13 protein-coding genes and 1 pseudogene are annotated in these 13714 nt (G+C 56.5%); 5 read left to right on the forward strand and 9 right to left on the reverse strand.

What is annotated here, in order from left to right:
- From C464_RS17070 to C464_RS01560, 5 genes and pseudogenes are all read right to left on the reverse strand, one after another.
- Positions 1-150 (reverse strand): annotated as a pseudogene (locus C464_RS17070) (IS6 family transposase); the annotation flags it as partial.
- A gap of 56 nt (positions 151-206) precedes the next feature.
- On the reverse strand, positions 207-1658 hold the full coding sequence (locus C464_RS01545; RefSeq protein WP_006111733.1) for an oligosaccharide flippase family protein: 1452 nt from the start codon (positions 1656-1658) through the stop codon (positions 207-209).
- Between the two features lie 1105 nt (positions 1659-2763).
- Entirely contained in the window at positions 2764-3039 is a 276-nt protein-coding gene (locus C464_RS19510) for a cell division control protein 6 (RefSeq protein ID WP_006111734.1), read from the reverse strand.
- 311 nt (positions 3040-3350) lie between these two features.
- The gene (locus tag C464_RS01555; protein WP_006111735.1) at positions 3351-4547 is read right to left on the reverse strand and encodes an orc1/cdc6 family replication initiation protein; all 1197 of its coding nucleotides are present in this window, start codon (positions 4545-4547) and stop codon (positions 3351-3353) included.
- A gap of 386 nt (positions 4548-4933) precedes the next feature.
- Positions 4934-5662 (reverse strand): sugar phosphate nucleotidyltransferase, encoded by a 729-nt coding sequence (locus C464_RS01560; RefSeq protein WP_006111736.1) that lies wholly within the window; start codon positions 5660-5662, stop codon positions 4934-4936.
- Between the two features lie 169 nt (positions 5663-5831).
- Here C464_RS01560 and C464_RS01565 point away from each other — a divergent pair, with 169 nt between their 5' ends.
- The 4 genes from C464_RS01565 (at position 5832) to C464_RS01575 (ending at position 8931) form a co-directional block, all read left to right on the forward strand.
- Positions 5832-6128, forward strand: coding sequence for a UPF0175 family protein (locus C464_RS01565; RefSeq protein ID WP_006111737.1), 297 nt, complete (start codon positions 5832-5834; stop codon positions 6126-6128).
- An 8-nt stretch (positions 6129-6136) separates the two neighbouring features.
- Positions 6137-6397 (forward strand): hypothetical protein, encoded by a 261-nt coding sequence (locus C464_RS19095; RefSeq protein WP_006111738.1) that lies wholly within the window; start codon positions 6137-6139, stop codon positions 6395-6397.
- Positions 6398-6408: 11 nt separating this feature from the next.
- Positions 6409-6729, forward strand: a complete 321-nt coding sequence (locus C464_RS01570) for a hypothetical protein (protein ID WP_167539328.1) — start codon at positions 6409-6411, stop codon at positions 6727-6729.
- Positions 6730-7512: 783 nt separating this feature from the next.
- Positions 7513-8931 (forward strand): ATP-binding protein, encoded by a 1419-nt coding sequence (locus C464_RS01575; protein WP_006111740.1) that lies wholly within the window; start codon positions 7513-7515, stop codon positions 8929-8931.
- Between the two features lie 693 nt (positions 8932-9624).
- On the opposite strand, the gene C464_RS01580 is transcribed toward C464_RS01575, so the two are convergent.
- Entirely contained in the window at positions 9625-10836 is a 1212-nt protein-coding gene (locus C464_RS01580) for an orc1/cdc6 family replication initiation protein (RefSeq protein WP_006111741.1), read from the reverse strand.
- 962 nt (positions 10837-11798) lie between these two features.
- Here C464_RS01580 and C464_RS01585 point away from each other — a divergent pair.
- Positions 11799-12116 (forward strand): orc1/cdc6 family replication initiation protein, encoded by a 318-nt coding sequence (locus C464_RS01585; protein WP_006111742.1) that lies wholly within the window; start codon positions 11799-11801, stop codon positions 12114-12116.
- A 143-nt stretch (positions 12117-12259) separates the two neighbouring features.
- On the opposite strand, the gene C464_RS01590 is transcribed toward C464_RS01585, so the two are convergent.
- The 3 genes from C464_RS01590 to C464_RS19100 form a co-directional block, all read right to left on the reverse strand.
- On the reverse strand, positions 12260-12763 hold the full coding sequence (locus tag C464_RS01590; RefSeq protein WP_006111743.1) for a hypothetical protein: 504 nt from the start codon (positions 12761-12763) through the stop codon (positions 12260-12262).
- Positions 12764-12768: 5 nt separating this feature from the next.
- Positions 12769-13326 carry a DUF7342 family protein gene (locus C464_RS01595; protein ID WP_006111744.1) on the reverse strand — a complete coding sequence of 186 codons (558 nt, stop codon included), beginning with the start codon at positions 13324-13326 and terminating at the stop codon, positions 12769-12771.
- Between the two features lie 139 nt (positions 13327-13465).
- A complete protein-coding gene (locus C464_RS19100) occupies positions 13466-13699 on the reverse strand; it encodes a hypothetical protein (RefSeq protein ID WP_006111745.1) in 234 nt (77 codons plus the stop codon).
- Positions 13700-13714 lie beyond the last annotated feature (15 nt).

Consider the following 13714-nt stretch of genomic DNA (forward strand, 5'->3'; position numbering starts at 1 on the left):
TTCAAGAATCGAAACGGTATCCGAGAGTGATAGTCCAGCCAAATGGAGTCGGATACCGAGCTTCATCGCCGGCTCGGGTGTCGACTCTCGCTCCAGAAAATCTAATTCGATACAACTGCTATCGCCGCTGAGGCGGTCGAAGTTGAGCATAGAGCACTCGATCTTTTGACCGCCTCATTCCTTATCGCAACGCTACCGATTCACCTTTAGCTGATTTTTTCAACAAGTACCTTGTCTACATCATCGAAGCCCAACTGCCAGGTAATTATTGTGAAAACTACTAGGGTCGCAAAGCCTCCAACAAACACTCGAAGAAGGCCCGGGATTGGAAGCAATTGACTGAGTAATAAAACAGGGAAAGTGACAGCAATAGCTATACCTCCTTTGTAATATTTCCACGAGTAGGGCTGTAGCTCAAGTAAATACCAAACTTCGACTAATCGGAGCGTGTTTAATACAGAAAGCGAGGTAGCCGTCGCAACAGCTGCCCCGATAATTCCGTAAGATTGAATCAAAACAAGGTTGAGAATGAGGTTCAATACTGCAGCAACAACATTATTGACTAACTGGAGACGTTCGTAGCCAGTCATAACTAAGAGGAACCCAGTTGGGCCGACAACCGCGTTGACAGTTTGCCCAATTGCGAGAATCACAAGTGCTGTCTGAGCTTGTGGAACTGTTGGTCCGAAAATCGAGAGAAGTTCACCAGTATAGACGAGCACGAATGCCAATCCGAGAACAGTCAGATACGTTACCCAACGTGTGACAGCAGAATACACCCGGTTTAATTGCTCGGTCTGACCAGCTTCGTGGAGATCAGCTGCGATCGACGGAAAAATCGAGTTTGCGGATTGGAGGACGATGACAAGTAAAACGGATGTTTGGTAGGCAGCCTGATACACGCCAACTGCGTCTGACGGAACAAAGACCCCGAGAACCAGAATGTCCGTCCACGAAACGAGATACTGAATGCTCGCAGCGAGCGTGAGCGGAAGCGAGAACGCGAAGATCTTCTTGTATTCGAAATCTGGACTAATGTCAAACCGCAGCGCGCCTTCCCGCAGTAGAAGGAAAACAGCGAGGAGAATCCCGAACACGATGGACGCCAAGTAGCCGAGTATAAGCAGATCGAGGTCCGTGAAGATGAAGGCTGCAATCGCCATGAGAACGAGCGCAGCGATGGACTGACCGAAGTCACGAATATACACGGAGTATTTCGTCTGTTTCAGCCCGTACGTTGCGTTCACCCCTACCATCATTACCGCTATCAGCGGGATACCAAGTATGAAGAGTGGTGTCGTGGGATGGAACGTCGTGCCAACGAGCGCTTCGATGACATCGTAGCCGAGGTAGAGGGCAGATGCCACTGCTGTTCCGGCCAACAGAGGAGCGACAAGACAGATCAACACAGTTCCAGATACCTTTGCCGGGTCGCCGTCTGTGCGAAAGATGGGAATGAATTTCTGTGCTGCGCTATCTAGCCCGAGCCGCGCAAACACGCCGCCGCCTTTCATCACGACCATCCCGAAGGCAAATACACCGAGTGCTTCAAATCCGAGCCCACGCGCGATGACGACGTTGAATCCGTATCGGAGGCCACGACCGATGAGACCGCCGAGAAAGGAGATCGAAACGAGCTTCGTAATGCTATCGCGCATAGATCTAACGACAAAACCAACTGGTCTCAAGTAATTATACCTCCTGTTGTATTGTCGTTGGCTACTCCGATGGCCTGAGGCGAATCTGGTATCTCGGATCACTAGTTAACATAAATAATCTATAATATAAGTATGAGATATTCTCTAACTTGTCTGGTCTTCTCTTATGTTCTCTTTCTTCCGACTTTTCAGAGAGACCCCGCGAACCCACCCTGCTCCAATTTGACCTCCAAACAGACGAAATAAGCCGTGTCTCATTCACTCATCTCGATGCTCACACTCGTCTACGACTACCGCACCAACGCCTCGTACTACTTGAGGTTCGCCTGATACCACTCGATGAACTCCCCGACGCCCCGCAATTGTCTGCGGGGCTCGTACCGGGTTATCCCGCCGAGGTCCTCTGGCGGGCAGTACAATGGAAACACCGCATGCCGAGTGAAACTGAGAGATGAAATTCTGTCAAAACGTCGCCACACACGTCGTACCGAGTGACACCTACCGAAACAGTAGAACGCTGTCAGCGTGACCCAGTTCAGTTAGGACGACACCCCGACCAGACTTTAGACTCACAAACACACCTCATAACGAGTGAGGTCCAACGAGAATGAACCGACCGCATTCGTCCATTGTCTCACCCTCAACGCCCAAATGCTCGGCTTCTTTGCTTTGCCAGTAGCACAACGGTTGTCAATTTCATTCGGTGCCTAGTGTGTATGTAAACGGTGTGGTATTCATACACTGTCCAAGCCCGGTCTAGAGGAAGTAGAATTCATATGTTGTGTATCTCACTCGGCACAGGGCCGGTGGCATTTCATGAGCTGAAGTATTTACCGCACCTCCTCCGCGTTCATCGCCACCCCCAGTTCACCATTTCAAGTGCTCTTCCCGAGACGAAATGGGACCGCTGAGACCCCACCATATCTAGTGATCGTGCGGCTCCGGCTAGGGCCACCCGAATGAAACCGATCGAACTCACTCAATCCGCGTTGTCACGCCCTTTGGGAGCGCAATAGAATCAAAATCCCGAACGATATCGCCGGCGATATTGAGGTTGACGTTGAACTCGTACTGGTAGTATTGCCCGCCCGTCCTTCGTTTTTATTTACTTGTCAAGAATGCCAAGCATCGCCAGATCCGCGAGGTGGTCGTGTATTCGGCGACAGGCGAGCGGGTCGATGTTGGAATCCTCCGAAATACGTCGGTATAGCAGGTACACGTCACGGATTCGTGTTGGTGCCTCCTGTTCGAATGCGAGCTGTAACATCACTACGAGGGCAAGATGCCCATGTTTCGTCAACTCACGCATCCCATGTTTGACCTGGCTCTCTTCGATTTTCTCGCAAGCCCGGTGGACGTGCTCCTCCGTCAGTCGCTCCACGTCGTTTGTCCGTGCGATCTCACCGGACTCATTTTCAGAGAGGTCGTCGTGGAAGCCGAAATCGTGCTGATGCCGATCGCAACCGGTTCGTCCTTGGAGAGGTACCCGTTTGATCGGGTTCGTGGGATCTCATACAAAATTTCGTCGTTGTCGATGTGGCCGATCTCGTCGAGGACGAGCAGAACTGTCCCGCCGATCTGGTTTAATTCCTCGACAGGAGATCGAACACGGCTAGAGAGTACGTTTCGTGTGCTTTCACGCAACCGTCCGAGGATGACACCGCAGAGAAAGAGAGTAGATTTCGTGTGCTTTCACTCGGTGTGCTTGGCGATCTCCGTCCGTGTCTCTAAGACGAGCGCCGGATCGAGATCGAGTTCGTACTCGTAGTACTGCCCCCCACTCAATCCCTTGTTCTGCTCGTGGCGTCGAAGGAACCCGAGCATGTGAAGATCCGAAAGATGATCTTGAATACTCTTCAGTGTCGACAGCGGCGACGCAGCATGCGAATCCGCCACCTGCTCGTACGTTCGCTGGATCTCTTTTGACCGCGCCGGGACTTCACCGCTGGTCTGGAGATTCGCGATCGCTTCGAGGATATACTGTGCGTGTTCAGTTTGGTCGCGGATCTTGTTTGTTACTCGACCACGCTGTACTCGTTCCCGTGCGGTCTCTATGTGTGCGTCTGTCACCGGTGTCTCACCATTCTGCTCAGCCAACTCCGCGCCGACACGGAGCAGATCGAGCGCTTGCCGCGCGTTCCCCATGTCCTGGGCAGCGAGCGCTGCCGCTTTCGCGATCGCCGACGTATCACACACCCCATCAACAAAGGCATGGTCCGCCCGGTGATCCAAGATCGTTCGCAGTTCCGCGGCGTCGTACGGACTGAACGAGATCTCAGTCTCCATCAGCGTGTCCTTCACCTTCGGCGAGAGCGTCTGTCGAAACGTGTAGTCATTGCTGATCCCGATGACGCCGACCTTCGCGTCCGTGATGTGGCCGTTCGCTCGTGCGCGTGGCAGTTCGTACAGTAGCGTGTTTGCGTCCTCCAGATGATCAATCTCGTCAAACACGACAAGATGCGTCCCGCCGATGCGATCGAACTGTCGGTACAGCTCGTCGAACGCATCTCCAGTCCCAAGCCCCCGTTCTGGAAATGGACTGGCGTGATCCGGAAGGAGTCGGTTGACGAGATTACGAACCACCATGAACAGCGTCCGCCCGTTACAGTTCGCGGTGTGGGTGTGGAGATTGTCGGCTGACTCTCGCGTTGGTACCTCCTCGCGCAGTTCCTCTAACATGTACTTTGTAACAGCAGTCTTCCCGAGTCCGGCTTTGCCGTACACAAAGATGTTCTCTGGCGTTCGACCGAACAGTACGTCCTGAAGCGCGTGACTGTATGCTTCAATTTCCTCGTCACGCTCGAGGATTGTCTCCGGCTGGTAACTTTCCGTGAGTACCGTTTTGTCCGCAAATACAGTCTCTGTGAGATCGTCGAACGGACCACCCATGGATATCGTATCTAATAGGACGTACAAATATAAAACCACATGTTGTGTGCTTCGTATGCTTTTGTGGGTATATATCACAAGCAACGATAGTCACTACGTCGTCGTATTTTTGCGGGAATGAGATGGAAAGCACACGAAACGTACTCTCTCACTATGTGCCGATTGGATTCTCACAATCGAGATAGAAAGCACACGAAATCTACTCTCCCCGTGGTGTTCCCGGGCCCATCACCGGTCGGAAGCACACGAAATCTACTCTCTCAGCAACTATTTTCTTAAATACTTATGAGAAATTCGACTGCTCCTCTGATAAAAAAGCACTCGACACGGTGGGGTGTGGGGGCCGACTACTACCCCAATAGAAAATCCACTTCACACGGTGAGGGTCAGGAACCCGTCTCGTTCTTCCCGCGCACCAACTCGCTCGCCCGCTCCACGTCGTCCGGCGTGTTCACGTTCACGCGCTCGCCGAGCCGCGCAGTCTCGACGTCGTACCCCGCACGCACCAACAGACTCACGGCCTCGCTTAGCTGGTACTCGCCCTCGGCCGACGGCCGGAGCAGCGCACAGGCGTGAAAGACATCCTCCGGAAGCACGTAACACCTGGTCGTGACGAGCGTCGACGACGGCTCCGCCGGCTTCTCGACGAGTCCCGTCATGCGCCCCGCCGCGTCCGTCGCGATCACACCGGTCGTCGCTGCATCCTCTGGCGAGACCTCCTCGACCGCAAGTGCGGCATCCGCCTCCGCGACAGCCGCAATCGCGGGCGCAACGCTCCCCCCGAAGACGTTGTCGCCGTTCACGAGCAGGAACGTCCCGTCGACGTACGGCTCAACCTGTACCACCGCGTGCCCGAGCCCCAGCCGCTCGCGCTGGTAGACGTACGTGATCGGGACGCCCTCGAAGGCGTCGCCGAACCGGTCGACGATCTGCCCCGCTTCGTACCCGACGACCACGACCAGCGCGTCGGCCCCGGCCCCGACCGCCGTCTCGAAGACGTGCGCGAGCAGCGGTTGCCCTGCCACATCGACGAGCCCCTTCGGTCGGTCCGCCGTCAGCTCGCCGAGTCGACTGCCGCGCCCGGCGGCGGGGATGACCGCGTCTATACAAACCATGGCACACACCAGCCACCTCAAGCCCCCGGTCTCTCACACCGCCGGGGGCAGGCGACTGGCGTGAGCCAGAATCGATGTCCACGAACACCTCCGCGCGGATCGTCCCGGAACGCGGAAGTCGATCAGCGGTGGCAGAGTATTTATTGATGGCTCCGACGTAAGAGCTCACATGTCCGGTCTCGCCGAGGATCTCGACGCCATCGCGGCCGCTGGCGGCTACGACGATACCGACGCCGTGGTCGAGGAGGCGGTCCGAGAGCTGTTGCGTCGGCGTCCGGAGCTTCGACTGTCGCTCGCGGTCGAAAGGTACCGAACCGGCACCGTAAGCCTCAATGGGGCGGCCGAGCTCGCCGGGGTCTCGGCGGAGGCGTTCAAAGAAGAACTCGCGGACCGCGGGATCGACCGCGATGCCGGCTTTCTGGACGACTCCTCCCGAGAAGAGCGCCTAGAGACGTTCCTTGAGTAGGTCGGCTGATGGCGCTCGTTGACAACAACATCCTGTGTTCGCTCGTCAAGATCGACCGGTTGGAGCTGCTGCCATCGGTGTTCGAGACTGTCGAGACGCCGCCGTCGGTCATCGACGAACTCGATCGTGCTGACGTCGACTCTACAGACTCGTCTGCGTCCGCAGCCGCGTCTGGCTCGTGGCGACGATATTTCTCACTGGCTGGCGTTCCCTCATCATCACCGAACAGCCGTTCTGCCTCGTCACTACTGATACGCGGCCCCTCGTAGTACTCCTTATAGTGGGCGTTCCACGCGTTCCGGTGTTCGATCGGAAGCTGCCGGTGCCACTGTCGGTAGGGCGGTTCGTCCACCTTGTGGATATGGACGTGACAACTCTGACAGAGCGGGATCACGTTGGCGACGCGATTGTCGGTGTCATCACCATTGAGATGATGAAGCGAGAGCACGTCCTGCCGCCGCTCTCCTTGGGTAGTATTAAGCCAGCTTTCAGGAGACCGCCCACAGACGAGACACGCACCGCCCCACGCGTCGCGGACGGCCTGTCGGAACTCGTCGTCGCTCATGTTGTCCGTTCCTCCTCGATATCTGACGGTGACTGAGCACTTGTTCGTCGGTGGCCGACTGTCGACCACTGCTCGTGCTCTTTCACCAGGAGAGTTGCTTGGTTCGATACTACTGAGCTTCGCGTACGTGTGACCGCTTGCCACGTCGGTTGTGCCGGCGGCGACGCGAGCAGAGCCACACACAGAGCTCTTGATGATTGTTTCATGTTTGGACGAGAGGGCGCTGGGCAGCACTCATACCCAGTTCCCTCTCCCCCCAATCGAGGGATACAAACGGATCCAACAGCGGACCGCATCCCACTCGACTTGACAAGAACCACCCAACAGTATACGCCGATTCGAACGCTGTTCCCGATTTTTAGTTGTGAAGACTGTTTTCAAAACTAGTTCCGATGGTGCTGTCGCCTTTGATCGTCGAATTAACCAACAGTTCGGTACACCTCGATAATCTGTTGGTTAAAACACTCACCATCACGGTGCCAGATCCCCTCAACAAGATCTCCAGAGATGATATTCTAGAATATGATTATTCAGAATATGTTTATTCAGTCGGACAGTCGACAGCGTGTAGTTGCCAACAGTTTGGCGTGTGACGCCGGCGTGTTCCGCGAGTTCGGGTCTGTTGAACGCACGATTCGGCGGGAGATCGAGCAACGCGTCGACGAGAATCAGGATCGCATCGTGCTGCGTGAGGTAGGTTCATCCTCACAGCACGCTAACTCTTCCCTAATATTAGAATTTGAGCTATTATTGCTCAGACTATTATTGTCCAAATTCCAACTTCGGCATACATATGTACCTCCTGCCCCGAGGAGGGGCATGGATCAGTTCGTCAATCGGGTCGAAGAACTCGATAGGCTACGGACGCTCTACGAGAGCGATGCCGCGGAACTCGCAGTTATCTACGGACGTCGCCAGATCGGCAAAAGTGAACTCGTCCGTCGATCGATCTCCGACCGCGACGATGCCGTATACTATCAGGCCGTTCAAGGAACAGCGACCACACAGCGCAGGCGGTTCGTCGAGGCCGCAGCGACGACCTATCCAGAAATCACAGAGATCAAAGAGGAGTGGGAACTACTACTAAAACACCTCACTGAGCGAGACGCCGTCATCGTCATCGACGAATTTCCATACCTTATTGAATCGAACGACGGGCTCCCATCGATCATACAACATTTGTGGGATACCGCGGTCGATGAAAGCCAGGCAACGCTCGTACTCACAGGCTCTGCGATCGGGATGATCCATACCCACATCCTCGATGGCGGTGCGCCACTCTACGGCCGCGTGTCCCAGACGCCGAACGGCCGTCTTGAACTCGCACAACTCCCGTTTCACACGATCCACGAGTTCGTCCCGGCGTACGATCCCGAAGAGCGGGTGTTCGTCTATGGCGTCTTCGGCGGCACGCCCCGGTATCTCAGTCCCCTCGATCCGTCACAGAGCCTTGGAGAGAATATCACGCGACTGCTGTACGATCCGGATGGCCCACTCCATGACGAGCCCGAAACTGTCCTTCAGATGGAACTCAACGAAGTACACACGTATTTTTCCGTGCTCGAGTCGATGGCCAGCGGAAATCGTCGTCGGAACGAGATTGCCCAGGGAGCCGGCATCGCAAGCACCAACACGTCGTACTACTTCGACCGGTTGGAAACGCTCCGGATCATCGAAAAACATCACCCGGCACTCACCGATCCGGCACGCAGCAAGCGGACGCGATACCGGATTCGAGATCCCGTCTTCCGGTTTTATTTCCGATACCTCTACGGCCGCGAGGGCCAGTACGAACTCTACGGCGAGAACGGCTACGAGGATCTCATCGAGCCGGAACTACCCGACTTCGTCAGCGAAACGTTCGAATCACTCTGTCACCAAGCGGTGCCGGCACTCTATTCGGACTACCAACTTACGCGAGTGCCGACCCAGTGGTGGTACAAGCGCCGAGAGATAGACATTGTCGCGCCGACTGACGAGTCGACACTGATCGCTGGCGAAGTGAAGTTCACGAGTACTCCGCTCGGGTATGACGTATTTTCGGACCTCGAAGATGACGTGGAACATGTCGACTGGACGCCCGCGGGCGGTGGTGATCCGACGTACGAGTTCGCTCTGTTCAGCCGCTCCGGGTTCAACCCCTCCGTCGAGGAAGCCGCAGACGAGCGTGATGACCTCCGCCTTTTCGATCTGTCCGATGTTGTTGCCGTTCTTGAGAATGGAACCTCCCCGCGCTGAATATTGACTGTGCCCCGTCGCGTTCTCTCCCACCCCACTGTGTCAAGTGTTCTTTCTGAGAGCGGGTGGGATGCCCTCCGATGAGACCCACTGTGTCAAGTGTTCACACGACGCTGGCGAGGGCCACCCGAACGAAACCGATCGAACTCATCCGATCCGTGCTGCCACGACTGTCGAAAGCGCGATGTCGTCGAAGTCCCAAACGAGGGCGTCAACGACGCCGGGGCCGATGTCGAACTCGTACTGACAAATCGGGATCTTCCGCTGGGCAGCACGAGGGACACACCACATACCGAGTGAAATCAAGAGATGAAAACCCCGTCAAACCGTCGTCACACACGTCGAACCGAGTGACACCTGCCGAAACGGTACAACGCAGTCAACGTACCCAGTTCAGTTAGGACGACACCCCAACCAGAATTCAGGTTCGCAGACACACCTCATACCAAGTGAGTTCCAACAAAGTGAACAGACCGCAAAGTCCATCATCTCACCACCAAGACCCGAATTGCTCGACGTCTTTGTTCTGCCAGTAGCACAACGGTTACAATTTCTTCGCCCCTCCGCGTTCATCGCCACTCCCACCCCACCGTGTCAAGTGTTTTCCCCGAGACGGAACGGGATGCTGAGATCCTACCATATCTAGTGTTCGTACAACTCTGGCCGGAGCCATCCGAATGAATCCGATCGAACTCACTCGATCCGCGCTGTCACGCCCTTCGGGAGCGCAATAGAATCAAAATCCCGAACAACATCGCCGACAATATCGAGGTCGACATCGAACTCGTACTGGTAGTAGTGCCCACCAGCCCGCCCCTCGTTTTTCATTTGCCGGTCGAGGATGCCGAGCATCGCCAGATCCGCGAGGTGGTCGTGCATACGACGACGAACGAGCGGGTCGACGTTGGAGCCCTCCGCGATACGTCGATACAGCGGGTACACGTCGCGGATCCGCGCCGGAGTCTCCTGCTCGAACGCGAGCTGTAGCATAGCCACGAGCGCGAGATGCCCGTGTTTCGTCAGCTCGCGCATCCCGTGTTCGACCTGACTCTGCTCGAGTTTCTCGCGAGCCTGATGGACATGCTCCTCTGTTAGTCGCTTCTCGCTGTTCGTCCGCGCAATCTCACCGGATTTATACAAGATATCCAACGCCTGCCGGGCACTTCCCGTGTCCTGCGCCGCGATAGCGGCACACAGCGCGATCACGGCGTCGTCTACCGCGTCGTCGTACATCGCACCGGCCACTCGCTCTTCGAGGATGGCGCGCAGTTCCGGGGCGTTGTACGGCGAGAAGTGAATCTCCTCCTCACAGAGGGTGTCTTTCACCTTCGGAGAGAGGTCATCGCGGAAGCCGAAATCGTTGCTGATGCCGATCACGCCCGGTTTCGCCTTGGAAAGGTAGCCATTTGAGCGGGCTCGCGGGATCTCGTACAGGATCTCGTCGTCGCTGCCGATATGGTCGATTTCGTCGAGGACGAGGAGGACTGTCCCGCCAATCTGATCGAGTTCCTCATACAGGATATCAAACACACGCTGTTGGGGATACCCGGTCGTACTGATCTGATCGTCTGCGGGTCGCAGCTGATTCACGAGGTTAACCGCAACTTGGTAGGACGACGAGAGGTTCGTACAGTTGAGCCAACAGACTGAGAGCTCAACATCGTCGTACTGCTCCGTGTCTCGTTGTAGCTGCTTCAATAGATAGCGGGACACCGCCGTCTTCCCGACGCCCGTTTTACCGTACAAGAAGATATTCCGGGGTTGTGCGCCGTTAACGATCGGCTGAAGCGCGGCCGTGTACGTCGAAATTTCGTCCTCGCGAGCGGTAATCGAATCCGGCTGGTAATCCTCGCGGAGCATGTCCTCGTTGCGGAATATCTCCGTGTCCCGTGTGAACGTCGCCATCCTCTATCGCGTTCGACTCGGCCCATACCCATAAAACCACCGCGTCAAGTGTATCGTATGAAAATACAGATTATCGAGGTCTATCGGTTAGCACTTGACGTAGTGGAGTGTCTCCCGGTCAGTCCTCGTCGATAGCAACCGAGAGGAACACTCGACACGGTGGGGTGGGTTTCCTTCGACACGACGGCTGGACCGGTTTCACTTGGTACAAGGCGTGGGTACATCTCAACCTCCTATTTCAGTTAGACGCAAGCGGACCGCCTCGCAGCTGACCGAACCAGTTGTCGTTTGCGACTCCGGACGATCGACGTCGGGTCAACACCTCTCCAGACGGCTCCCACGCACGAAACACTCGACACGGTGGGGTGAGAGATCTGACTCCAACTCCAGCGAGGAAAGCACTTGACATGGTGGGGTGTCACGTATCACTTCCTCCCGTCCCATCCACCCGCTGGCTTACCCGTTATTCGTCACCTCTTAGCGAGAAAGAGACGGAAAGCACACGAAACGTACTCTCTCTCACCGACTACTCCTCCAAGCCGGCCGCAAGCCGAATTCTATCCGGACTATGTATCCGAGCCAACCCGTGATCGATCGTTCCCCCATCGCGTTCATCACTACTCTACCCCGCTGTATCGAGTGTTCTTTTCAACATGAGGTGGGACGTGGAGATGTCTAGGTACCTACATCGAACACTTGACGCGGTGGGGCGTGATACGAGACCTGTCGTTGGCTGTCTCCGAGAACACTCGACACAGTGGGGTGGGGGATCCGACTGCTGCTCCGACGAGGAAAGCACTCGACACAGTGGGGTGTCGAGCGTTCATCCCACCGACTCGCTCGCTTGCTCTCTCCTCAGAGTCGGCGGCGAAGTGACGAAGAAGCGCGGCGACGACGTTATCGATGATTCACATATCGTCGTGGCCTAGGACCTCGTCCAGTGCGGTCGATTACGCAACCGAATGCAAGACCAGATCCAGCACGCCCACCTGCTGCTCGAAACGCTCGCGTCCCTCGAAGAACGAGGCGCAACGCCGGCCCGGTCGAAGACGATCAAGACCCAATACGAGCGCGTGGCGGACTCATACGCCGTGGACCCGCTTACGACGGTAAAAAGCATTCAGAGCCGCCTCTCGGATCACCACAGCCTCGGCTTCCTCCAATGGACGAACCGAAACCGCGGCGAAAACAGCGGCCAGTGCGACGAGTACGGTCTCGATCTCGGCCCCGAGATCGTCCTCGACAGCAGCGACGAGAGCGAAACGGAACGCGACCGGTGACACCCCGCCGCGAAGACAGATGAAACGTACTCTCTCGCTTTGCTGGTGAGCGAGTGAGAATCGAGAGAGTCCTACCGAGGTCGTCCCCGAGACAGACGAAATCACTCCCTGATCGCGGCGGAAGCCTTCAGGGTCCTCAGTGGTCACCCGAGCGTATCGCTCGGGATCGTAGGTTGACCGTCGGTCCACGTGAGCACATCGACGACGTCCACGAACTGGGCAATTCGGTGGTCGAACACGTTCCGTGGATGCCGATCGAGAAACACCGCCTCCGTTCGGTGGATGGTGTCACCACGGTAATCAAGCTGAAAGTGACACTCGCCGAGGTTCATATGCGTGTCATCCTGGTGCCATCCCAACATGAGCTCCCGGTCGGAGTCGACCCATTGGATCCGATAGAAGTCGTACGCGAACTCGATCGGAAAGTCAAACGACACGTGGAGTTGGACCGTGTTGGCGGGATACGACGCGTCGAGAAATCGCTCCGGATGAATCGTCGCTCGAACCTCGAGTTTGTTCGCCTTCGAGGGATAATACCGGACGTGTTCAACCGGTGCGTCCGTACCGGTCTGTGTCTGTAGCTGGGTGTGGATCCGCGTGAGAAGCGTCCGCTTGTCGAGGTTGACACGATCTGCAAGAAAGATCATCGCGACTACTGTGAGAGCGGATTTGAGGCGTTCGCCGAGTCTCCCTGTCCGGGATAAAGTTCACGAGCGTCGTCGTAGAGTTCGAGCGCGTGCCTGAGAAGCCGTTTGTTGTCCTCGGTGTGTTCCCAGCGACGGAGTATCCGATTTCGCTCCCGGATCTCGTCGCTCGAAAGCGCGCCGTCGGTGAGTGTCGCTTCGAGTTCGTCGCGTGACTCGATGTCGAACGCCGTCTTCCAGTCGTCGATCTGTGCTTGGAGGGTCGCGATCTCCTCACGGAGTTCCTCGCGGGTGTGGTCGTTGATTAACTCGGTGAGTTCGGTGAAATACCGCTGCTGGTAATTCGGCGCGTACCTGGGACTCCCGTCGTCCCCGTCGACGATCTGTACCTGCCCGAACTCGGCGAGCATCTCCAGTTCGTCTTTGGCCGTCTGCCACGAAGACACCTGCGCCTCGTCGCGTACCCAGTCGACGGACCGCGGCTGCGTGAGCGTCGTGGCGATCGCTCTGACCCGCTCACGGGCGGTCCGCCCGTCACTCCATGACGCGAGGCCTTGTTCAGTCATATCCAGTCGTAGGGAGTAATATCTATTATTTCTTTGGACAAATCTCAGATATACGAGAACATGCCCACGACGAACGGACGAACTGAGTGGTTCCGTCTCGGCTCCCGAACGGGGATGTCCTCCGAACTCCCGAGAGTCATCACACCCCACGGAGTAACTCTTTCGCCTGCCCCACGTCCTCCGGCGTGTTCACGCGCTCACCCAGCCGCACAGTCTCGACCTCGTAGCCCGCCCGCACCAACAGGTTCCCCTCCTCGCTCAGCTGGTACTCGCTCTCGGCCGACGGCCGGAGCAGCGCACAGGCATGGAGCCTGCCCTGTTCACTGAACGAGCCGCCCGCTGTAAGCTGTACTCCAGAGTACCACCGATACATCCTCCAGAATCTCTA

Origin of the sequence: Halorubrum coriense DSM 10284 (assembly GCF_000337035.1) — an archaeon.
Classification (GTDB): Archaea; Halobacteriota; Halobacteria; order Halobacteriales; family Haloferacaceae; genus Halorubrum; species Halorubrum coriense.

What these genes read in the sequence shown, in the direction of transcription:
- C464_RS01545 (WP_006111733.1), bottom strand. Translation starts at nt 1,658, where the DNA reads ATGCGCGATAGCATTACGAAGCTCGTTTCGATCTCCTTTCTCGGCGGT.
- C464_RS01555 (WP_006111735.1), bottom strand. Translation starts at nt 4,547, where the DNA reads ATGGGTGGTCCGTTCGACGATCTCACAGAGACTGTATTTGCGGACAAA.
- C464_RS01560 (WP_006111736.1), bottom strand. Translation starts at nt 5,662, where the DNA reads ATGGTTTGTATAGACGCGGTCATCCCCGCCGCCGGGCGCGGCAGTCGA.
- C464_RS01565 (WP_006111737.1), top strand. Translation starts at nt 5,832, where the DNA reads ATGTCCGGTCTCGCCGAGGATCTCGACGCCATCGCGGCCGCTGGCGGC.
- C464_RS19095 (WP_006111738.1), top strand. Translation starts at nt 6,137, where the DNA reads ATGGCGCTCGTTGACAACAACATCCTGTGTTCGCTCGTCAAGATCGAC.
- C464_RS01575 (WP_006111740.1), top strand. Translation starts at nt 7,513, where the DNA reads ATGGATCAGTTCGTCAATCGGGTCGAAGAACTCGATAGGCTACGGACG.
- C464_RS01580 (WP_006111741.1), bottom strand. Translation starts at nt 10,836, where the DNA reads ATGGCGACGTTCACACGGGACACGGAGATATTCCGCAACGAGGACATG.
- C464_RS01585 (WP_006111742.1), top strand. Translation starts at nt 11,799, where the DNA reads ATGCAAGACCAGATCCAGCACGCCCACCTGCTGCTCGAAACGCTCGCG.
- C464_RS01590 (WP_006111743.1), bottom strand. Translation starts at nt 12,763, where the DNA reads ATGATCTTTCTTGCAGATCGTGTCAACCTCGACAAGCGGACGCTTCTC.
- C464_RS01595 (WP_006111744.1), bottom strand. Translation starts at nt 13,326, where the DNA reads ATGACTGAACAAGGCCTCGCGTCATGGAGTGACGGGCGGACCGCCCGT.
- C464_RS19100 (WP_006111745.1), bottom strand. Translation starts at nt 13,699, where the DNA reads ATGTATCGGTGGTACTCTGGAGTACAGCTTACAGCGGGCGGCTCGTTC.